Origin of the sequence: Microbacterium sp. MAH-37 (assembly GCF_009758255.1) — a bacterium.
Lineage (GTDB): Bacteria > Actinomycetota > Actinomycetes > Actinomycetales > Microbacteriaceae > Microbacterium.
In genome coordinates, this window is record NZ_WSEN01000010.1 from 1 (window position 1) to 20,149 (window position 20,149).

The 20,149-nt window shown below is 67.8% G+C and carries 24 protein-coding genes and 1 pseudogene; 10 read left to right on the forward strand and 15 right to left on the reverse strand.

All coding sequences use genetic code 11. From position 1 onward, the window contains the following. Positions 1 to 312: 312 nt before the first annotated feature. Entirely contained in the window at positions 313 to 1,323 is a 1,011-nt protein-coding gene (locus GON06_RS14280; protein ID WP_157313009.1) for a hypothetical protein, read from the reverse strand. A gap of 104 nt (positions 1,324 to 1,427) precedes the next feature. On the opposite strand from GON06_RS14280, the gene GON06_RS14285 reads away from it, so the two are divergent. Next, positions 1,428 to 5,072 carry a S8 family serine peptidase gene (locus tag GON06_RS14285; protein ID WP_198346712.1) on the forward strand — a complete coding sequence of 1,215 codons (3,645 nt, stop codon included), beginning with the start codon at positions 1,428 to 1,430 and terminating at the stop codon, positions 5,070 to 5,072. A gap of 97 nt (positions 5,073 to 5,169) precedes the next feature. Here the strand turns inward: GON06_RS14285 and GON06_RS14290 are convergent, their stop codons facing one another. From GON06_RS14290 to GON06_RS14305, 4 genes are read right to left on the reverse strand one after another with little or no spacing between them, the layout of a single operon-like run. After that, complete coding sequence (locus GON06_RS14290) at positions 5,170 to 6,252, reverse strand: YbdK family carboxylate-amine ligase (RefSeq protein ID WP_332837583.1); 1,083 nt, start codon at positions 6,250 to 6,252, stop codon at positions 5,170 to 5,172. Positions 6,253 to 6,276: 24 nt separating this feature from the next. Then, a complete protein-coding gene (locus GON06_RS14295; RefSeq protein WP_157313011.1) occupies positions 6,277 to 6,498 on the reverse strand; it encodes a CsbD family protein in 222 nt (73 codons plus the stop codon). A gap of 27 nt (positions 6,499 to 6,525) precedes the next feature. Then, positions 6,526 to 7,029 (reverse strand): FHA domain-containing protein, encoded by a 504-nt coding sequence (locus GON06_RS14300; RefSeq protein ID WP_232528500.1) that lies wholly within the window; start codon positions 7,027 to 7,029, stop codon positions 6,526 to 6,528. A 15-nt stretch (positions 7,030 to 7,044) separates the two neighbouring features. Beyond that, entirely contained in the window at positions 7,045 to 7,473 is a 429-nt protein-coding gene (locus tag GON06_RS14305) for a CBS domain-containing protein (RefSeq protein ID WP_232528501.1), read from the reverse strand. A gap of 83 nt (positions 7,474 to 7,556) precedes the next feature. Here GON06_RS14305 and GON06_RS19110 point away from each other — a divergent pair. After that, a pseudogene (locus GON06_RS19110) lies at positions 7,557 to 7,685 on the forward strand (DUF6766 family protein); the annotation flags it as partial. A 45-nt stretch (positions 7,686 to 7,730) separates the two neighbouring features. Here the strand turns inward: GON06_RS19110 and GON06_RS14315 are convergent. Together GON06_RS14315 and GON06_RS14320 are read right to left on the reverse strand one after the other, a co-directional pair. Beyond that, entirely contained in the window at positions 7,731 to 8,660 is a 930-nt protein-coding gene (locus GON06_RS14315; RefSeq protein WP_157313013.1) for a CorA family divalent cation transporter, read from the reverse strand. 81 nt (positions 8,661 to 8,741) lie between these two features. Beyond that, complete coding sequence (locus GON06_RS14320; protein WP_157313014.1) at positions 8,742 to 9,053, reverse strand: DUF7882 family protein; 312 nt, start codon at positions 9,051 to 9,053, stop codon at positions 8,742 to 8,744. Between the two features lie 40 nt (positions 9,054 to 9,093). Between GON06_RS14320 and GON06_RS14325 the strand changes: the two genes are divergently transcribed. After that, positions 9,094 to 9,444, forward strand: a complete 351-nt coding sequence (locus GON06_RS14325) for a DUF7882 family protein (protein WP_332837586.1) — start codon at positions 9,094 to 9,096, stop codon at positions 9,442 to 9,444. Between the two features lie 22 nt (positions 9,445 to 9,466). On the opposite strand, the gene GON06_RS14330 is transcribed toward GON06_RS14325, so the two are convergent. Continuing rightward, entirely contained in the window at positions 9,467 to 9,745 is a 279-nt protein-coding gene (locus GON06_RS14330) for a hypothetical protein (RefSeq protein ID WP_157313016.1), read from the reverse strand. Then, positions 9,742 to 9,915, reverse strand: coding sequence for a hypothetical protein (locus GON06_RS14335; RefSeq protein ID WP_157313017.1), 174 nt, complete (start codon positions 9,913 to 9,915; stop codon positions 9,742 to 9,744). Before GON06_RS14335 ends, GON06_RS14330 begins: the two co-directional genes overlap by 4 nt. A gap of 178 nt (positions 9,916 to 10,093) precedes the next feature. Here GON06_RS14335 and GON06_RS14340 point away from each other — a divergent pair, with 178 nt between their 5' ends. Continuing rightward, positions 10,094 to 10,984, forward strand: coding sequence for an SDR family oxidoreductase (locus tag GON06_RS14340; protein WP_157313018.1), 891 nt, complete (start codon positions 10,094 to 10,096; stop codon positions 10,982 to 10,984). Positions 10,985 to 11,522: 538 nt separating this feature from the next. Then, complete coding sequence (locus GON06_RS14345) at positions 11,523 to 12,491, forward strand: DNA topoisomerase IB (RefSeq protein ID WP_157313019.1); 969 nt, start codon at positions 11,523 to 11,525, stop codon at positions 12,489 to 12,491. A 2-nt stretch (positions 12,492 to 12,493) separates the two neighbouring features. Here the strand turns inward: GON06_RS14345 and GON06_RS14350 are convergent, their stop codons facing one another. Both GON06_RS14350 and GON06_RS14355 read right to left on the reverse strand, forming a co-directional pair. Continuing rightward, complete coding sequence (locus tag GON06_RS14350; RefSeq protein ID WP_157313020.1) at positions 12,494 to 12,985, reverse strand: Dps family protein; 492 nt, start codon at positions 12,983 to 12,985, stop codon at positions 12,494 to 12,496. Between the two features lie 16 nt (positions 12,986 to 13,001). Continuing rightward, the gene (locus tag GON06_RS14355; RefSeq protein ID WP_157313021.1) at positions 13,002 to 13,271 is read right to left on the reverse strand and encodes a DUF7218 family protein; all 270 of its coding nucleotides are present in this window, start codon (positions 13,269 to 13,271) and stop codon (positions 13,002 to 13,004) included. Between the two features lie 237 nt (positions 13,272 to 13,508). Between GON06_RS14355 and GON06_RS18555 the strand changes: the two genes are divergently transcribed. The 3 genes from GON06_RS18555 to GON06_RS14365 are packed head-to-tail and all read left to right on the forward strand — an operon-like array spanning position 13,509 to position 14,748. Continuing rightward, positions 13,509 to 13,676, forward strand: a complete 168-nt coding sequence (locus GON06_RS18555; RefSeq protein WP_198346713.1) for a hypothetical protein — start codon at positions 13,509 to 13,511, stop codon at positions 13,674 to 13,676. An 11-nt stretch (positions 13,677 to 13,687) separates the two neighbouring features. Then, on the forward strand, positions 13,688 to 14,302 hold the full coding sequence (locus GON06_RS14360) for a flavodoxin family protein (protein ID WP_157313022.1): 615 nt from the start codon (positions 13,688 to 13,690) through the stop codon (positions 14,300 to 14,302). A gap of 26 nt (positions 14,303 to 14,328) precedes the next feature. Next, on the forward strand, positions 14,329 to 14,748 hold the full coding sequence (locus tag GON06_RS14365; RefSeq protein WP_157313023.1) for a PRC-barrel domain-containing protein: 420 nt from the start codon (positions 14,329 to 14,331) through the stop codon (positions 14,746 to 14,748). 101 nt (positions 14,749 to 14,849) lie between these two features. Here the strand turns inward: GON06_RS14365 and GON06_RS14370 are convergent, their stop codons facing one another. Next, positions 14,850 to 15,518, reverse strand: coding sequence for a fasciclin domain-containing protein (locus tag GON06_RS14370; RefSeq protein WP_157313024.1), 669 nt, complete (start codon positions 15,516 to 15,518; stop codon positions 14,850 to 14,852). Positions 15,519 to 15,655: 137 nt separating this feature from the next. Between GON06_RS14370 and GON06_RS14375 the strand changes: the two genes are divergently transcribed. Beyond that, positions 15,656 to 17,209 carry a molybdopterin-dependent oxidoreductase gene (locus GON06_RS14375; protein WP_157313025.1) on the forward strand — a complete coding sequence of 518 codons (1,554 nt, stop codon included), beginning with the start codon at positions 15,656 to 15,658 and terminating at the stop codon, positions 17,207 to 17,209. Between the two features lie 143 nt (positions 17,210 to 17,352). Here GON06_RS14375 and GON06_RS14380 read toward each other — a convergent pair whose 3' ends face one another. Together GON06_RS14380 and GON06_RS14385 are read right to left on the reverse strand one after the other, a co-directional pair. Next, positions 17,353 to 17,820 carry an AAA family ATPase gene (locus tag GON06_RS14380; RefSeq protein ID WP_198346714.1) on the reverse strand — a complete coding sequence of 156 codons (468 nt, stop codon included), beginning with the start codon at positions 17,818 to 17,820 and terminating at the stop codon, positions 17,353 to 17,355. Positions 17,821 to 17,842: 22 nt separating this feature from the next. After that, a complete protein-coding gene (locus tag GON06_RS14385; protein ID WP_157313026.1) occupies positions 17,843 to 18,208 on the reverse strand; it encodes a cupin domain-containing protein in 366 nt (121 codons plus the stop codon). Between the two features lie 59 nt (positions 18,209 to 18,267). On the opposite strand from GON06_RS14385, the gene GON06_RS14390 reads away from it, so the two are divergent. Beyond that, positions 18,268 to 19,162 (forward strand): IS5 family transposase gene (locus GON06_RS14390; RefSeq protein WP_332837588.1). Its coding sequence is split into 2 segments (ribosomal slippage): positions 18,268 to 18,618 and positions 18,620 to 19,162, totalling 894 coding nucleotides; the frame shifts between segments, so codons are not numbered across the junction. On the opposite strand, the gene GON06_RS14395 is transcribed toward GON06_RS14390, so the two are convergent. Then, a complete protein-coding gene (locus GON06_RS14395; protein WP_332837717.1) occupies positions 19,159 to 20,130 on the reverse strand; it encodes an RNA polymerase sigma factor in 972 nt (323 codons plus the stop codon). The genes GON06_RS14390 and GON06_RS14395 overlap by 4 nt on opposite strands. Between the last annotated feature and the right edge of the window lie 19 nt (positions 20,131 to 20,149).

The window sequence follows — 20,149 nt, forward strand, 5'->3', positions numbered from 1 at the left end:
GAGACGAGGTTATTTGGCATTTGACAAGTGCACGCTGTTGAGTTCTCAAGGATCGGACGCATCTGAAGTCGGGTCTCGCGACCGTCTCAACAGAGCAGTTGATCTCTCCCACGCTCCTCGGCACGAGGCCGTTCACCCGGAAGTGAAGTGGAGGTGGTGTGTCCGCCGCTTGGAGGGGAGCTGGGCCTTCCGGCCTTTCGCTCAACCGCTTGGGGCGAACAGGTAATAATTTACGTGGATCCAGCCGTTCTGGCAAATCGGGCCACTCACCCCGGGCGTGTCGCGCCCTAGCCCGCGTCCACGTCGGCACTGTCAGGTCAGCCAGCCCTCGCGCGCCGCGTGCCATCCCAGCTGCATCCGTGTCTGCGAACCGGTGATCTCCATGAGCTCGCGGACCCGACGCTGGACTGTGCGCAGCGAGACTCCGAGGATCCGCGCGCACGCCTCATCGGTGTGACCGACCATCAACAGAGAGAGCACCTGCGCGCCGAGATCGTCGAGTCCAGGCGCCACGTCGACGTTCATGGGGATCGCCGCATCCCAGCACTTGTCGAACAGCGAGACGAGTCCGGTCAGCAGCGCACTCGGCCGCACGATCAGGGCGGCCGCCGATGCCCGCTCGGGATCGGCGAGCACCGGCAGGAACGCTCTTTCGCGATCGACGATCGTGAGCTTCAGCGGTACGCGTTCGGCAACGCGCACCTCCTCACCGCCCACCACAGCCTCGCGGAGGCGGCCCCACTCCCCGTCCTGCGCGGAGACCAGTTCTCGCTCGATCAGTACCCGGTACTGCACACCTCGTGCGACGGCCTCGTCCTCGACAGCATTGACGGCTGATGAAGTCACTGCGACCGGATTGCTCACCAGGGCGCACACTTCGCGCCTGGCGGACGCCTGAATGCGAGCGAACCCCTGTGCAACCTGCTCGGCACCGCGCATCACCTCGATGACCTCACCGAGTTCGGCAGCGGACGCCTCGGCTGAGGCGAGGTCGTACACCTCCTGCAGATGCGCGACGTCCCGCATGGCGGTGCGCAGGGCATCCTCACGCGCTCTCAGACCGTCGCCGATGGCGACATCCGGCGACACCGCGACATAGCGCGGCACCGGGTCATGATTCAGACGAGTGACGAATCCGAAGACGGCGAGCGACTCAAGAGCGGCTTCGGCCTCGTGCTCACCGACGGCGAGCCGTGCTGCCAGCACACCCGGCTCGAGCGATGTCACCGAGACTGCGACCCGGTATGCCGCGAGCAGGTGAGGGTCGAGGTCGATCATCCGCTGCTCGTGACGAGAAACCGCCTTGGCATGTTCCCGACGCATCCCTCCATTGTCCCCCAGGCGACGAGTCTGCGACTGTCTACTGGGCCCCTGCCCTCCGAAGCCTCCCGAAAGCGACAGATATGTCATGTCCACTCCCCCGATTGGTGGCCGTACTCGCGGTCGCCTCCACTCTCGCCGTGGCCGGCTCGACTGCCGCCACCGCAGCATCCGGCGACGGCGGAGCCGACGGCGCTGACGGCACTTCCGCCTCCCCCTCCGGTGATGCCGCTCGCACTCGCGTGACCCTCATCACCGGCGACAAGGTCGACGTCCTTGACGGGCCTGATGGTCGCATCCTCGTCGACGTCATCGCTGATGACGATTCGACCGGCCCCGTCGCGATCGAGCAGATCGGTGGCGACACCTATGCGGTGCCGGAGGTCGCGGATCAGTACCTCGTGGCCGGCGCGCTCGATCGGGAGCTGTTCAACGTGTCCGAGCTCGTCGAATACGGCTACGACGACGCGCACGGTGGTATCCCGCTGATCGCCCAATACGACCCGCGGCTTCGTGCCAAGCCCGCGCCTCTGGCCGGGGCGACCACGGCCCGTTCCCTGCCGAGCATCGGCGGCGCAGCACTGCAGACGGACGCCGACCAGGCAGACCTGTTCTGGAAGGGTCTGACGACGCATTCCCGCGCCCGCGGCGCCTCCACCGCCCTCGGCGGCGGCATCTCGAAGCTCTGGCTCGACGGGAAGGTCGAAGCGACGCTCGACAAGAGCGTCCCGCTCGTCGGAGCGCCCGAAGCCTGGGCTCAGGGCCTGGACGGCACGGGCGCAACAGTCGCTGTGCTCGACTCCGGCGTGGATGCCGGGCACCCCGACCTGGCAACCGCGATCGACGCCACCGAGTCGTTCGTCCCCGGCGAGGAGGTCACCGACCGCAACGGTCACGGAACGCACGTGGCGTCCACCGTCGCCGGTTCGGGAGCCGCGAGCGACGGACGCTACAAGGGGGTGGCGCCCGGTGCGAACTTGCTCATCGGAAAGGTGCTCGGCGACAACGGCACGGGCCAGGACTCGTGGATCATCGCCGGCATGGAGTGGGCGTCGTCGCACGCACGGGTCGTGAGCATGAGCCTCGGCGACAGCTCGCGCACAGACCAGACCGATCCGATCGCGCAGTCTCTCAACGCACTCGCCCGCAAGAACGACACGCTGTTCGTGGTCGCCGCGGGCAACTCGGGCGGAGTCGCCACCGTCGACAGCCCCGGCACCGCTGATGAGGCGCTCACCGTCGCGGCGACCGACGACAACGACAAGCTGGCCGACTTCTCGAGCCGCGGCCCGCGCGGCATCGACGACGCGCTCAAGCCCGACATATCCGCCCCGGGCGTGAACATCATGGCGGCACGCTCGCAGTACATCACGGGTTCCGGCTTCTACCGGTCGCTCAACGGAACCTCGATGGCGACTCCGCACGTCAGCGGTGCGGCCGCGATCCTCGCCGCCGCCCACCCCGACTGGGATCGCGAACGTCTGAAAGCGTCGCTCATGTCGTCGTCGAAGGAACTGGCCGCATACAGCGTCTACGAGGTCGGCACGGGCCGCCTCGACATCCCCAGGGCACTCGATGGCGTGGATGCCACCGGCTCGGTGTACTTCGGCAAGGCGAAGTGGGGTGAAGATGATCCGGCGCCGCAGACCCGCACCATCCGCTACTGGAACGACGGCGATGCGGCGAAGACCCTCACCCTCGCGGCGACGTCTGCCGACGGCCCCTCCCCTGTGACGCTGTCCGCGCCCACCGTTACGGTGCCCGCTCGTGGCACGGCGACGGTGGACGTCCGCTACGACTTCGCCGATCTGACCGCGGCCGGGCACGATCTCGGACAGGTGATCGCGACGGACGAGTCGGGCGCTCCCGTCGCCCGCACCACGACGGGGGCAACCCGCGAGGACGAGCGATACGACCTCGACGTCACGGTGATCGGCGCCGACGGAGAGCCGATCGCGGCCGAGGTCGACCTGTACCGGTACGGCACCACCGACATGCGGGCGCTCGAGAGCGACGGCGACACCGGAGCCGTCAAGACGCAGCGCGTGGCACCCGGGGTGTACTCCGCCATGGCCTGGGTCGAGATGCCGGTGGCGAACGGGCGCGCCGGTCGGGCCCTGTTGAGCGCACCGCACATCGCCGTCACCGACGACGACGCGCACATCACCCTGGACGCCCGTGACGCCCGCCCGATCTCGGTGCAGACCCCTAAACCGAGCGTCGAGCTGGGCAAGCGCATCGAGTGGTTCCACGATTCCGGCCTCGGCGGCGAACTGAGCACGTACTACTACTCACTCAGCGTCGACCCCAGCGTGCAGCTGTACGCGAGCCCGACCGGCGACGTCGCCGGCGGACGGTACGACTTCGCCGTGCGCTGGACGCTGAGCGCCCCGTATGGCGACATCCGCGCCTATGCCCCGGGCGTCACCGCATTCACACCGCAGTACCAGCAGGGGTCGCCGCGCCTCGACGGACGCGTGGACGTGCGCGCAGTCGCCGCGGGGACCGGAAGCGCGGAGGAGTACGCAGGCGTGGACGTCGGAGGCAAGGCCGCCATCGTGACGAACGACCCGTCAGTCACCCCGGGCGCCCGCGCCCAGGCGGCGAAGGATGCCGGTGCGACGATGCTCGTCGTCGTGAACGACAGGCCCGGCGTCCTGTTCGCTGCTGCAGGGTCGACGACGCTGCCCGTGGTGTCCGTCCCGGCGGAGCAGGGTGCCGCGCTGCTGAATGCCGCGGAATCCGGAGCCCTGCGTCTCAAGGGTGACGCCGTGCGGAACCCCGATTACGGGTACGACCTCGTGCAGCATCAGGGCGGCGGTATCACGGCCGATCTGGCGTGGACCCCCAAGCCGAAGGAGCTCGCCGGCATCCTGGACCGCTTCGTCGACGACCAGGTACGTGACGCTGCCCTGCTGCGGTACGACTGCCCGGACTACCTGATCGTCTGCCAGTCCAGCGGTATCGACGTGCGTACCCAGGACGAGCGTACGGTGTGGGTGACCCCCGGCACTGCCTACGTCTCGAACGCCGCCGACGTCAGCGGCTGGAACCAGTTGACGGGTCTCGTCTCGTACCCCGCGAACCGCACCACCACCCACACGTGGTTCGGCACTGCCAACCCCCACACGGGAAGTGGCTACGCCGATCCGTGGGCTGCCGGAACGCAGATGCGGATGCTCATCCAGCCGGCGTCCGGTGCCGGAGACATCGCCGGCAACGGCAGCGGCAAGCTCGCCACCCGCCTGTTCCAGAACGGGAAGCTCCTGCGCTCGGGCGCCGGCGCCATCCAGATGAGCGTGCCGGCCGCCACGGGCGTGCAGCAGTACCGCTACGAGCTGGACACCACTCGGGACGGAGCGATCTGGGCGAACTCGACGACGACGAAGACCGTGTGGTCGTTCGGATACGACCAGGCGGATGCCCGCGGCGAACTGCCGCTGGTGCAGATCGGCTTCGACCTCCCGACCGACCTCACCGGCACGGCGACGCTCGTTGCCGGCGCATCGCTGACGGTGGGCGTGCACGCCTGGCAGCTGCCCGATGCCGCGCGCGGGGGAACCGTCGCGAACACGACGCTCGAGGTCAGCTACGACGGCGGCTCGACCTGGACCGACGCCGTCGTATCCAACGGATCGGCGTCCATCACCCCTCCGGAAGGTGCGACGTCTGTTTCGCTGCGAGCCGCAGCAGGCGACGACCACGGCAACACGGTGACGCAGACCGTGATCCACGCGTTCGGACTGCGCTGACCGCGCGGCAACCACGGAAGGCCTCGCCCATGCGGGGCCTTCCGGCTTTCTCAGACGCTGACCTCTCCCGACGTCCGGTCGGTTCACCGCGCACGGCTCACGGGCGGTGCAGCGTCGTCGTTCCCGCTCGGTACAGGTCACGCAGGCCCGCGACGCCGTCGCGCTCGTAGGCGAGCAGCTGTCGCTGAGCGCCCGTGCCGTCGGCTCTGATCGCGTCGAGGTGGTCTCGGACTAACTCCTCCTCACCGAGTTCTCGGAGGACAGGTCCGATCGCATCCATCAGACGGGCGGTGATGTTCCATACGCCGTCCACCTCACCCGTCATCGGGTCGATCACCCGGGCATCCGTGCCGTCGCGTGCCGCCATCCACAGCGACGCGTCGATGCCGTCGAGCTCGGCCGCCGGCGCGACGGCGGCGTCGCCGTCGAGCGCGATCGCTCGCGTCAGCGACACCGCGAACACCGTGTCCACCGGCGTGAGCTGCGCGTCGAACACGCGCATCTCGACTGTGGGGAATCGTTCGGACAGCCGCACCGCCCAGGCAAGGGATGCTGCCTCCGGGATGGCGCGCAGCGCCACCAGTCGCTCGGTCTTGCCGCGGTAGTCCTCGTAGTCATGGAAGTGCGGCGGGCACCAGGACGAGGGAAGGCGGCGGATCAGGATGCTGCGCCAGCTCCGGAATCCGGACGGCACGCCGTGGGCGAACGGGGCGTTCCCCGTCAGGGCGAGCAGCAGCGGCAGCCATCCGCGCAATCGGTTCAGCGTCCGCACGCGCTCCTCGTCTTCTCCCGACTCGACATGCACGTGCAGCCCGTTGACCTCGTGCTCACGGGTGATCTCGGCGAGCTGGTCCGCGACCTCGTGATAGTGCGAGGAGGGAGACACCGCGAGCCCTCCTGGCGAGACGAACGGCGTGCCCGTCGATGCCGCGACCGCCCCGTGTTGCACGGCGTACTCGCCCAGCAGCCCACGGAGGCGGCGCAGATCCGCCTCCGCCTCCGTGAGCGTGCTGAGCGGGTCGGTGACGCATTCGAACTGGCAGGTCAGGTACTCCGGCATCACTTCGCCGCTGACGCTCCGGTCGGTGATGCGCTCTCTCGTTCCAGGACCCATCCCCAGCGGGACGAGGGTCCGGTCATCGAGCAGGACGAACTCCTCCTCGATGCCGACCCGAGCCACCTCGTCCTCCGATCACCCGGCCGCTCAGTCGCGGTCGGTCATCTTCCTGGCCGCATCCTTGGCGTGCTCCCCGGCATCCTTCACCGAATCCTTCACGGCGTCGCCGGCCTGCTTCGCATCGGCCTTGACCTGGTCCATCTTTCCCTCGGCCTCGAGTTCCTCGTTGCCGGTGAGCTTGCCCGCGCCCTCCTTGACCTTGCCGGCCATCTCCTCCGCGGTGTGCTTCATCTTGTCGGATGCGCTCATGATCTCTTCCTCTCGTGTTCCCTATGTTCAGGCCTTGTTGACTTCTTCTCGGGGCCCGGGCTCATCGCCTGGGACGGTGTAGTCGGGGCGTTCCGACTGCGGGGGCTGGTCGGATAGTTCGCCGCCCTCGCGTCCGCCGAACGGGCGCCCGTGATCGGCGTACTCCTCGCGCATGAAGACCAGCGTCCAGTCCGCGATCGTGAACCGCGCTCCGGTACGCAGGATCTCGGTGCGAGAGTCTCCTTCCGGAAGGGCGTTCATCTCGCCCTCGCCGTGCAGGGTCAGCACGTACTCGTCACGCTCGTCGTGGACGATGGTCGCGTGCACCGGGTCCGCTCCGTCGAGGACGAGATCGTTGCCCGCATCGGAGCCGATCCGCGTCTCGTCCAGCGAGAGCGGATGCTCCAGTCGGGTGTCCTCCCGCGTCACCCGCAGATGCGGGTCGCCCGCGCCCCACTCGGCGTGCGTCGTCATGGCATTCGCCGGTCTGCGGCTCATGTCCCGCGCCATCGCCTCCTCATCGCCACGCATGTCACCCTCCCCCGCTCATCGCGAGATCTGCTCGACGGTCTGACCGGTCTGCTGGGGTGCCATCGCCCGGGCGATGTCGGCCTGGGCGATGATGCCCACGAGCACGTGATCCTCGATCACCGGCACTCGACGCACCTGGTGCTCCTCCATCACCTCGAGGGCACGGCGCACGTCGTCCTCGGAGTCGACCATGTACGGTCGTCCCTCCGCGAGCACGCCGGCCGCCGTCTGTGCGGGGTCGCGTCCGTTCGCGATCGCCTTCACGACGATGTCCCGATCGGTGAGCATTCCCTTCAGCTTCCCGTCCTCCCCGCAGATCGGCAGCGAGCCGATCTCCAGATCGGCCATCAGTCGCGCAGCGGTCGCCAGCGAGTCGTTCTCGCCGATGCAGCGCGCGCCCGGGGTCATGATGTCCTTCGTCAGGGTCTCTTTCATCAGAGTCATCGCTTGTTCTCCTTTCGTGTGAGCACCGACGGTACGGAAGGAGTGCGCGCGCCGTGCAGGGGGTTGACAGGCCGAGCGTCAGCGTCCTCTCCCCCGAGTTCGTCGCGGACGTCGCCGAGAACTGGCAGTCCGAGTTCCTGCAGTTCTTCCTCTTCATCGGAGCCACGGTGTGGCTGGTGCAGCGCGGATCTGCGGAGTCGAAGCCGGTCGGGATGCCGCACGCCGTGTCGGCTGCGGAGTCGGAGTGACCCGCTCCGTCAGTTGTCGTGCTGCCTGTTCCCGCCCAGCCATCCGCGCCGGCGGAAGAGCCAGGCCAGTCCCACATCCGCGAGCACTGTGCCGACGAGCACCACAGCCCATCCGAACGGCACGTGCAGCAGCGGCATGTCCTTGAAGTTCATGCCGTACAGACCGGCGACGACGGTCGGCAGAGCGAGCAGCGCCGCCACCGCCGCGATAGTGCGCATGTCGCGGTTCTGCCTCGACGACACGTTGCTCTCGTGACTGGAGACCACGGCGTCCAGCGCCATGCGCTGCGTGGAGAGCAGATCCGCAAGTGCTGCCAGGTCGCCGCGCGCGCGGCGAAGGTACGGGCGGAGCGTCTCGTCCTGCTTCAGAAGCTCTTCGAGCTGGTCGGCATCGTCCTCGAACCCTCGCATGAACGCAGATGCGGCACGGTCGACATGACCGATGCGGCGACGCAGGCGGTAGATGCGCTCATAGTCCTCCTCGACGGTCGCGTCGAACACCTCGGCCTCGACGTCGTCGAGTTCGCGCTCGATGCTCGTCGCCGAATCCTCGTAGTCGCGGATGATCGCGGCGAGGATGCGGTACGCGGCGCGCAGCGGCGTGGTGCACGCCGGCTCGCCGTCATCCTCGACCAGCGACTGGAGTGGCCGAACGTCCTGCCCCTGCGTGTACTGGATCGACAGCAGCCACGAGTCCCCCACGAGCAGCACTGTCTCCGCGGGCCGGCGGACCACAGCATCGGGATCGAGATCCCAGGCCACGACGAGGAACTGCTCGTCGAGCAGCACGAGTTTCGGGGGCTGCCCGCTCCTCACCGCGTCCTCGCGCAGCACTGGGTGCACACGGAGACGTGACAGCGCCTCATCCAGTTCGCGCTGGCCGGGATCGACCAGCGCCACCCAGTCGAAGCTGCTCTCCTCGTGCGCCGCCGGATTCATCGCTCGATCATCAGGGATGCCGACGACGACCGGACAGGGGGTTGACTGCGGGAAGCGGGTCGCTGACAAGCCCCGCGCGGCCTACTCCGGCGGAGTCATGTCCTCCGGGATCATGGTGATGCCCCCGCTGCTGTTCGCGGAATGCGCCATGGCCGTGATCCACTCCGCGTGCAGCTCAGGCGGTTCCGGCTCATCGAAGACGAAGCGCAACGGGATGGACGGGTGCAGCCAGATGGTCGACCGGCCCGGCTCATCGCCCTCCGGATGCTGCCACGAGAGCGTGAAGCTCTCGTTGCGACGCAGCTTGGTCGCGATGACGACCTTGAGATGCGCGAGCGCACGATCCTCGACCGGAATCGGCGCGGCGCCTCCGCCGTAGTAAAGAAGCCCCATGACGCCTAACCTAGTGCTCAGTCGGAGGAAGGCGGTATCGGTGGGCAAGTTCATCTACGAAGGCGGCGTCAAGACCGAGATCGAGGACCGAGCACTGCTGCACCTGCAGCTCGTCATCACGGCGAAGCTGAGGCGCGGAGAGCCCTTTCCGTTCAGTTGGCGCGAGGATGCCAGCGTGGGAGGTGGCAGGGTCACTGTGTGGATGCAGCCCGCCAGCTCGTTGGTGTTCAAGTACTACGGCAGCCGGCAGCCGGCGATCAATCGTGGATGGGTGGAGGCGCTCGCCTTCACCGCGAACTCGCCCGGTGGGCTCTACCTCGTGCCCGAGCCGCCGGATGCCGGCGACGGACCGACGACCGACGAGCTGAGGGTCGGAGCGCCCGAAGAGTGAGGCTCGGGGTCCGGCTCGACGGTTACGGCTTCCGCTGGCTCCTGTGGGAGCGTCCGTCCTCGGACTGATCCCCGTCTGACTCGCCCGAGGGCGGAGCCTTCGTCGGGTCGATCCGGTGCTGCTCGCGTTTGCGTTCATGGCCCTCCGACGGGAAGTCGTCCTGCTCGACGGCATCCCGTTCGACGGCATCCCGTTCGGCGGCATCCTGCTCCGCAGGTGCGCTCGACCACTCGGAGCCGTCATCGGCGCCCTGCGGATGCACGTAGTCAGGGGTGAGACCCTGATCGCCCACGCCACTCATTCCTCGTCCTCATCCCAGAGCGGGTCGTCCAGCGCCTCTTCCCGGAGCCCGTCGTCGCGGAGCTCCTCCTCGTCGAGCTGGTCCTCGATCTCCTGCTCGACGACGCCGGGACCGGCCAACGGGTCGACGGACGGTCGTGCCTCTCTAGGGGCATCGAACGGATCGGACATGATGCTCCTCCTTCTGCGTCGCGGGCGACCAGTGTGCATCAGCGGGGGCATCGCCGGGTCCCCGTTGACAGGCGCACGCCGGGCGCGTACGAGACCGCATGCACGTCGTCAACCCCCTGGGGTGAGTGCCTCGCGCATGCGACGGTCGTGCCGAACGCAGAGCAGTGAGGAGAAGGCGATGACAAGGGACAGCGGCGCGACTGATCCGCGGCACGCGCATCGTGAGGAGCCGGCACCGCCGCAGCAGCAGGACCAGCCGGGCAAGACGCGCAGGACCGTCCCTCCGCCCGATCACGGCGAGGAGCACTACGTCGGCCACGGCAGGCTCGCCGGGCGCCGCGCGTTGATCACCGGAGGCGACTCCGGCATCGGTCGGGCGGTCGCGATCGCGTTCGCCAGGGAAGGCGCCGACGTCGCGATCGTGCATCTGCCGGAGGAGCAGAAGGACGCGGATGACACCGTGCGGCTGATCCGCGCCGAGGGAAGGCTCGGCATCAGCATCCCCGGCGATCTCCGAGACGAATCGTTCGCGATCGACGCGGTACATCGTGCGCTCGAGGAGCTGAGCGGCCTCGACGTCGTCGTGCTCAACGCGGCCTACCAGCACGACATCGACGGGTTCGCGGATCTGCGCACCGATGACATGCGGCGGGTCTTCGAGACGAACCTGCTCGGGACGATCGTTCCCGCGCGCACCGCCTTCCCCGAGCTCGAGCCAGGAGCGAGCATCATCGTGACCGCGTCGATCCAGGCGTTCCAGCCCTCGCCCGGACTCATCGACTACGCGATGACGAAGGCGGCACAGGTCGCCTTCGTGAAAGCGCTCGCCGAAGAGGCCGGGCCGCGCGGCATCCGGGTGAACGCCGTCGCACCGGGACCGGTGTGGACCCCGCTGATCCCCGCGACGGGATGGGATGCCGAGAAGCTGGCGAGCTTCGGCCAGGACACTCCGCTCGGGCGTCCGGCGCAGCCCGTCGAGCTGGCCGGCGCCTACGTGTACCTCGCCTCCGACGAGGCGACGTACGTCTCCGGGACCGTGATCGGGGTGACCGGCGGCAAACCGTTGTGAGCCCGGAGGCACGAACTAGCGCCCGGCTCGGGGCGGAGTCAACCCCGGTACGGGAAGGCGGATGACGTGCCTATGGTCGACTCCGACGAGAACGGAGGACGCCATGAACAAGGCGCAGATCACCAGGGCGGATGCGCACAGCATCGAGGGCCTCTCGCCCCCGGTGTTCCCGCGAGCGGGCGGGTGAGCACCTTGATCAGCGAGGATGGCCCCGCGCAACCGCGCTGGGAGGTCACGGCCATCGACGACGCGAGATGGTGCATCCACGACGGCGCCTGCCGGGCGAACGACGCGGACTCTCTCGTCGCCTATGTCGAACGGGATGCCCTGGGACTCCATGACGTGCTGTGGCTCCGCAGTCCGTGCCCTGCTCGGACGAGGTACCGGGACATCGCCGATGTGGTGGCCGATCTCGATGTCGTCGCGGGCGGTGCAGCGGCGCCGCGGCCCCGGAGGTCGGAGGCCCCCACCCGGATCGCGCACCTCTCGCCGTGGGAATGACGCCCTGGCGGTCCGCCGGCATTCGAATAGAGGCCGGATGCGACTGAGGAGAGTGAGCGCCGACGAGCCGGGCCTGCGCCGGGTGCGCCGCGGCAAGGGCTTCGAGTACCGGGACGTCACCGGGGCGCGCATCGACGACGAGCAGCAGCTCGCCCGCATCCGCGCCCTCGCCATCCCGCCGGCGTGGGCCGACGTGTGGATCTGCACGGCTCCGAACGGACACCTGCAGGCCACAGGTGTCGACGACGCAGGCCGCACGCAGTACCTCTACCATCCGGCGTGGCGCGCGCGTGCCGACGCCGAGAAGTTCGACAGGATGCTGCTGCTGGCGCAGGCGCTTCCGGCGGCCCGCCGCGGTGTCACCAGGGATCTGCGCGCCGAGGGCACCGGACGACGGTCGGTCCTCGCCGCTGCCTTCCGCATGCTCGACGCCGCGCTGCTGCGCGTCGGCTCCGAGCAGTACGCGCGGGAGCACGGCAGCATCGGGTTGTCGACGCTGCGCTGCGCGCACGCCTCCGTGACCGGAGATGTGGTCGCGCTGCGGTTCCCCGGCAAGAGCGGTCAGCCCTGGGAATCCGAGATAGAGGATGCCGACCTCGCCGCGCTCGTCGGAGAGCTGCGGCGCAGGCGCACACCGGCGGCGCACCTGCTGGCCTGGTCGGAGGACGGGGCGTGGCATCCGCTGCGGGCCGCCGAGATCAACGACGACGTGCGCGAACGCACCGGCGGGGACTTCACCGCCAAGGACTTCCGCACGCTGCACGCCACAGTCATCGCGGCATCGAGCATCGCCCGCGCGGGGTTGCGTGCGTCCCCTTCGGCACGCAGGCGCGTGACGGCGCAGGCTGTGCGGGAAGTCGCCGCGGCACTGGGGAACACTCCCGCAGTGGCGCGCGCGAGCTACGTGGATCCTCGAGTATTCGATCTCTACGATCGCGGCATCCTCGTGGACATCGGATCAGGACGCGGGGTCGAGGGTCAGCTCGTCGAGCTGCTCGGCGGCTGAGGTCACTGAGGTGTGCGGTTCTCGGCACTGACCATCCAGGCGTACTGCTCGAGCTGCTCCAGCACCACGTGCAGGATGTCCGCCGTGGTCGGGTCCTCTTCGTCGACGGCGTCGTGCACGTCGCGCACCGTGGACACCGCCGCTTCCAGACGCTCGGTGATCAGATTGATCGTCTCGCTCGTGCTGACCTCTCCCTGTGGGAAGGCCCACAGCGAGGTCGTCTCCGACACCGTCCGGCTGCGCCCGTCGGGCACCGCATGCAAGGCCCGCATCCGCTCCGCGACCGTGTCCGCGAGGGTGCGGGCTGCGGCGACGATCTCGTCGAGTTGCAGATGCGTGTCACGGAAGTTCTTCCCCACCACGTTCCAGTGCGCCTGCTTGCCCTGGAACTGCAGCTCCAGCAGGTCGACCAGCACCCGCTGCAGGCTCTCGGTGAGCTGCGGAGACGCGTGGAATCCGCTCTCGGTGTTCTGCTTGTTCGTTCGCTGCGCCATGATGCTCTCCCGTCGGTCAGTGATTGCGGAGCATGGAGATCAGCTCCGCCTTGCGCTTGCCGGAATACCCCGTGAGCCCGAGTTCCTTGGCTCTGGCCCGCAACTCGTCGACCGTGCGGTCCTCGTAGTCCTCCGCCGTGCCGCCGCGCTTCCCGACGGACTTGCGGCCGTCACGGGCCGCCGCGTTGGAGATGCGGGCCGCCTTCTCCTTCGATGCTCCGTCGTCGCGAAGCTCCTCGTAGAGCTCCGGATCCTTCAGGCTGTTCGAACCGCGTCCGCGGGGCATGATGCCTCCTCGTCTCGATGTTCCCGTGGCGTGCCAGCATGCTCGTCCATTGCGGACGGCAGTAAGGGGGTTGACAGGCACGGCGCGGTGTCCTGTTCGAGGAGTCCGCGGGGGCCGAAATAGCATCGCGGGTCTGGTGAGTCAACCCCCGCGACGGCGGGTGCCGGCGGTGCCAGAGTCGCAGGGTAACGACGCAGCACGGAGCCTCCGTGCTCGCCTCACGCGAAGGAGTTCAACATGAACATCGCTCTCGTCATCATCATCGTCGTCGCGATCATCGTGGCCATCTTCTCCGGCCTGAACGCCGCGCTGAGCTGGCTGCTCTGGGTCGCTCTGATCGTCGGCGCCATCGCGCTCATCGCGTTCCTCATCCGTGTCATCGGCGGACGCAACACGAGCGTGTGAGCGGAGGGCAGATGACTTCCCCTCTGACTGCTCTGACGATCTCCTGCACGCTGAAGCCGTCGCCCGGCGAGTCGAGTTCTGAACTCATGAGCGGGCAGCTGGCGGAGGCGCTGGCGAGCCACGGAGTAGCGCACGAGCACGTGCGGGCCGTCGACCATCGCATCCTCCCCGGTGTCGGAAAGGACATGGGAGAAGGCGACGATTGGCCCGCACTGCGCGAGAAGGTCCTCGCCGCCGACATCCTGGTGGTGGTCACACCGACCTGGCTCGGACAACACTCGAGTGTCGCCCAGCGCGTGCTCGAGCGGCTGGATGCCGAGCTGTCCAGCACCGACGCCGAGGGGCGCCCCCTCCTGTTCGACAAGGTGGCGATCGCCGGTGTGGTCGGCAACGAGGACGGTGCTCACCACATCGTCGCCGTCCTCTACCAGGCCCTGAACGACGTCGGACTCACGATTCCGGCTCAGGGCTGCGTCTATTGGAACGGCGAGGCCATGCACAAGACCGACTACAAGGATCTCGCCGGCCCGCCGTCAGCCGTGCAGGCGTCGATCGACACGGCTGCGGCCAATGCCGTGCACCTCGCACGGCTGCTGAAGCAGGACGGATACCCCGCTTCCGGCTGACGAGCCATGCACGAAGAGAGGACATCATGAACGCGAACGCACCAGGAACACTGTTCAAGCTCAGCGAGACCGAGGAGATCGTCCGCCAGCCGGACGAGGACATCCGCGGCCGTGACGTCCGGGATCGCGACGGCGAGGAACTCGGCACCGTCAAGGATCTGCTCGTCGACGGTGCGGAGAACAGGGTCCGGTTCATGGAGGTCGCCTCTGGCGGTTTCCTCGGGATCGGGAAGGACACCACCCTCATCCCGATCGATGCCATCACCTCGATCACCGAGGATGAGGTCCGCATCGATCAGACCCGCGAGCGTGTCGCCGGCGCACCGGCCTACGACCCCGAGCTCGTCCGCCGGCAGGAGGACTACGGCGGCTTCCTCGAGTACTACGGATTCATGCCTTTCTGGGGCGGCGGATACGTGTATCCGGGGTATCCGTACTACCGGTGACAGATCGGTCCCTGAGGAAGGAGAGGGCGTCGACCTGATCATCGGAAGCGCAGAACGCGCCAGTGCCCCTCGGCACTGGCGCGTTCTCCGTCTGCGGGTCGTCAGTTCATCGGGGGCATCAGGACGGAGTCGATGAGGTAGACGGTCGCGTTGGCCGTGTGGACGCCGCCGCAGATCACGTTCGCGTCGTTCACCTTGAGGCTGTCGCCCGAGCCGGTCACAGTCACCTCGCCGCCCTCGACGGTCTTGTGCGCGCCGGCGATGTCCTCCGGCGAGATCTGGCCGGCGACGACGTGGTAGGTCAGGATCTTGCTCAGCGTGTCAGCTCCCGCATCCGTCTTGAGCGTGTCGATGGTCGCAGGGTCGATCTTCTTGAACGCGTCATCGACAGGGGCGAACACGGTGAACTCGCTGCCGTTGAGCGTGTCGACCAGGTCGACCTTCGGGTTGAGCTTGCCCGAGACGGCCGCGACCAGCGTGGTCAGCAGCGGGTTGTTGCTCGCGGCCGTCGCGACCGGATCCTCGGCCATCCCGGCGACGGAACCCGCGCCGTCGGGAACCTGCTCCGCGTAGGCGGCGCAGCCGGGGCCGACCAGGTCTGCCGCCGGATCCATGGTCTCCGAGGGCGCGGTTGAGGGTGCGCTCTTCGGCGACTCCGAAGATGGCGAGTCGGCGCTCGAGGAACATCCCGCGAGGGCGAGGGCTGTGGCTGCCAGCAGGCTCGCGGCGACGAGGGATGCGCGGCGGTTGAGTCGTGTGGTGGATCGCATGGTCTTCTCCTTTGACTGGTGCATGCCGGTCGGTTCACCGACTGTCAGAACTCGTTCGGAGGCACCCACGCAATCGGATTGGTCTCAGCGTCAGCGCTGGATCGAATCTGTTTCGGCTTCTGCTCCGAAGCACTCGTATGGGTACGAGAACAGATCGCTTCCGTCCGTGGATCTGGGCCGGGATCGCGGGAGCGGTCAGCGGTGCGGTCTTCGTCGCCGCTGCAGAGCTCGCCGCGTTCCCTGTGGCGCGGGAAGCGAGTCCGTTCCTTGCCGCAGGATCGTTTGTCATCGACGTCGTTCCGCAGTGGGCGAAAGAGCTCGCGATCGAGCTGTTCGGGGCCCACGACAAGCTCGTCCTCCTGATCACCCTCGGCTTCGCCGTCCTGCTCGCCGCAGTCTTGGCGGGGGTCCTCGAACGATGGCGGCGGTGGGCGGGGGTTGCCTTGTTCGTCGTGGTCGGTGTCGTCGCGCTGATCACGACCACGACCCGCGCCGAGGCATCGCCCCTGTCCTTCGTCCCGCCCCTCGTCGGCACAGCCGCAGGCGTCACGTTCCTGAAGTACTCCATCACCGCTCTGGGTCGGTGGCGGAGCCGTACGCCGCACGAGGAGGCGGGCACGGAAGCGGATCGACGTCGCTTCCTGATCCTCACTGCGGTCGGCGCCCTCGGCGCCGTCATCGTAGGAACAGGATCACGCATCGGATCCATGGCCACGTCGTCCGTCGCTGCGGTGCGGAAGGCGCTGAAGCTTCCTGCACCGGTGTCGACGGTCACCGTGCCCGCCGGCGCGGAGCTCAGCATTCCGGGGCTGTCGCCGCTGTTCACTCCGAACGCGGACTTCTATCGTGTCGACACCGCACTCGAGGTGCCGTCCATCGACCCCGGAGACTGGCGGCTGACGATCGACGGGATGGTCGACGAGCGAGTCCAGCTGACCTTCGATCAGCTCCTGGATCTGCGTTTGAGAGAGTACGCGGTCACTCTCACCTGCGTATCCAATCAGGTCGGTGGCAACCTCGTGGGCAATGCCCGCTGGCTCGGCGTTCCCGTACGAGAGGTCCTCGCTCTCGCCGCCCCCGAGAAGGATGCCGACATGGTCCTCTCGAGAAGCATCGACGGATTCACCGCGAGCACCCCGCTCGAAGCCCTGACCGATCCGAACCGCGATGCCATCCTCGCCGTGGCCATGAACGGAGAGCCTCTGCCGCTCGAGCACGGATTCCCGGTACGTATGGTCGTGCCCGGCCTGTACGGGTACGTCTCGGCGACGAAATGGCTCACCGAATTGAAGGTCACCACCTTCGCCAAAGACCAGGCGTATTGGACACCCCGCGGATACAGCCCGCGGGCACCGATCAAGCTCTCAAGCCGCATCGACACCCCGCGAATCGACAAGGCGATCCCCGCCGGTCCCGCGAAGATCGCGGGTGTCGCGTGGGCGCAGACGGTCGGCATCGAGAGCGTCGAGGTTCAGATCGATGGAGGACCATGGCAGCCCGCGACGCTGGCGAAGGCCATCAACAGCGACACCTGGGTGCAATGGTCGCTCGACTGGGACGCCGTGAGCGGCAACCACACACTGGCCGTCCGCGCCAGAGACCGCAGCGGCGAGCTGCAGGAACAACAGCGCGCACCGATCGCCCCCGACGGCTCCACCGGGTGGCAATCCACGCTCATCCGCGTGACATGAGGACAACGGTGCTGGCGCCATTCGAACACAGCACGCAGGGTGTTCCCCATCTTCTGGCTCCGTGTCGTCCGGATCCCGACGGCGACGAACCAGGCACCGTCAAGGATCCGCTCGTCGTCGGTCTGGAGAACAGGGCGGACGGACTACGAGGAGAGCGAGCAGATCGTCAGCAACCCTTCCTCGGCCGAGGGAGGCTCGAAGCCGTCGAAGTACGCCGCGGCCGTGGCCTCGTCCAAGACGAAGTCGTCGCGATGTGCGCCAGTGCGCGCAGCCAACCGCTCGAGGCAGGTCGCCCGGTCCGTGTCGAGGTAGTAGGTCTCGGGAATCACGCCGTGGGGCACCAGCAGGCCACGCCACTGGTCGCGCATCGTCCGCGACCAGAACGAGAAGTCGAGCACGACGTCACGCCCGTCGCGCACGAGTTCGAGCAGGCGCCGCTGCAGGCCGGCATCGATATCACGGTGAACGTCGTCGGCCAGCGGCATCCGGCGGATGCCACGCGACCAGGCCTCCCGGTCGAAGGACAGACGGACGAACCCCTCCCCCTCGAGCCTCCGCGCGACGGTCGATTTCCCCGACCCCGCCGGACCGCACATGAACACGACCCTCATGAGTTGCGCCCTGACAGGAGCTTCAGGCGAGTTCCTGCAGCGCCGCCGTCATCTCGCCGCCGGCATCGCCGGTGTTGACCGTTCCCTTCGGCTCGAACAAGACGGCGTGGACCTCCTCGTCCGCCTTCGGGCAGTGCTCGACGCCACGCGGCACGACGAATACGTCGCCAGGATTCAGGACGACATCACGGTCGCGCAGCTGGATCGTCAGCCGGCCGGTGACCACCATGAACAGTTCGTCGGTGTCGGGGTGCGTGTGCCAGACGAACTCGCCCTGCAGCTTGACCACCTTGACGTCGTAGTCGTTGATGCTGGTCAGGCGATGCGGCTGCCAGTGCTCCGTGATCGTCGAAAGGGCTTCCTGCACATTGCGGACGTCGTCGGTCATGGTTAGAGACTAGGGCGTGTCTGACAAAGGTTGATGGGATCGGCTGAGAGTCTGGACTGGTGTCGCGGTTCCAGTTGCTTTCTGACGCTCAGTGGTCCCTGATCGAGGGGATGTTGCCGAGGCCGACGGGTCGGCCGGGGCGGAAGTTCTCGGACGCGAGAACGATGCTCGAGGGCATCATCTACCGGTATCGGTGCGGGATCGCGTGGCGTGATCTGCCCGAGGTGTTCGGCCCGTGGCAGACCGTATGGACGTGGCATCATCGGCTCGCGACCGAGGGAACGTGGGACACGATCGTGCGCGCGCTAATCGCGCAGGCCGACGCCGAGGGACTGGTCGACTGGTCGGTATCGGTGGACTCGACGATCGCTCGCGCGCATCAGCACGCGACGAACACGACCCGCCCCACAGGGGGCTGGATCGAACTACACGAATCTGGGCGTCGAGCCGCCTGATCACGGCATCGGCCGCTCCCGAGGCGGGTTGTCGACGAAGATCCACCAACTCGTCGACGGCAACGGGCTCCCGCTGGTCACCGTGGTCACGCCCGGCCAAGCCGGCGATTCACCCATGCTGCTGCCGATGCTGGAGCAGCTCCGCGTGAACCGTCCGATTGGTCGTCCCCGCACACGCCCGGATGCCGTCCGGGGCGACAAGGCCTACTCGTCACGCGCGATCCGCTCGCACCTGCGCGGGCGCGGGATCAAGGCCGTGATCCCCGAACCGCGAGACCAGCAAGGCCATCGGAAGCGGCGCGGATCACGCGGCGGCAGGCCCGTCGGACTCGACGCCGACGACTACAAGAACCGCAACGTGATCGAGCGCCGCTTCTGCCACACCAAGCAATGGCGGGGCCTCGCGACCCGCTACGACAAACACGCGATCGTCTACCGCGCCGCCGTCCTCATCCACACCGCCATCGCCAGGACGAGAACATTGTCAGACACGCCCTAGTGCAGTCGGTCGAGACGGCGCAGCAGGATGGCCGTCTCGGCGGTGTTACCCGCCAGCTCGATAGCTGCTTCGTAAGCGGCTCGGGCATCCTGGTTACGACCCAGCCTGCGCAGAAGCTCGGCGCGCGTGGCGTGGAAGGCGTGGTAGTCGTGCAGCCGGTTCTCCAGCCGATCGACGATCGCGATGGCCGCTTCGGGGCCATCGAGCTCGGCGACCGCGATGGCTCTGTTCAGTTCGACGACCGGCGACGGGTCGACGGCGACGAGCTGGTCGTAGAGAGCGAGAACCTGTGACCAGTCGGTGTCGCGGAAGTGACGGGCTGAGGTGTGCACGGCGCCTATCGCCGCGAGGATCTGATAGCGACCCGGGACCTCACAGGCCGCAATCGCAGCCAGCCGCTCGCGCACCAGACGGTGGCCCTCGGTGATCAGTGCGGTGTCCCAGGCTCGACGATCCTGCTCGTCAAGGGGAACGAGCTCGCCGTCTGCAGAGACACGGGTGGTCCGGCGAGCTTCGGTGAGGAGCATCAACGCCAGCAGCCCTGTGACTTCACCCTCCTCTGGCATGAGAGCGTGCAGCAGGCGTGCAAGACGGATGCCCTCGGTCGTCAAGTCGGCGCGGACGGGCACTGCATCGGGGTCGGTCGCGAGATAGCCCTCGTTGTAGACCAGAAAGAGCACAGCGAGGACACCGGCGAGGCGTCTGGGCAGATCCTCCGCAGTCGGCACCCGGTATGGGATGCCTGCTGCCTTGATCTTGGCCTTCGCCCGAGTGATCCGCCGGCCCATCGCGCTCTCTGAGACGAGGAAGGCGTGGGCGATCTCGAGTACTGTCAGGCCGCCGACCAAGCGCAGTGTCAGAGCGACCCGGGCCTCCAGCGCCAATGCCGGGTGGCAGCAGATGAACATGAGCCGGAGCCGATCGTCGTCGATGACACCGGTCGATTCCAAAGGGCTGCTGTCGTGCATGACCAGAGCCTCCTTGTGC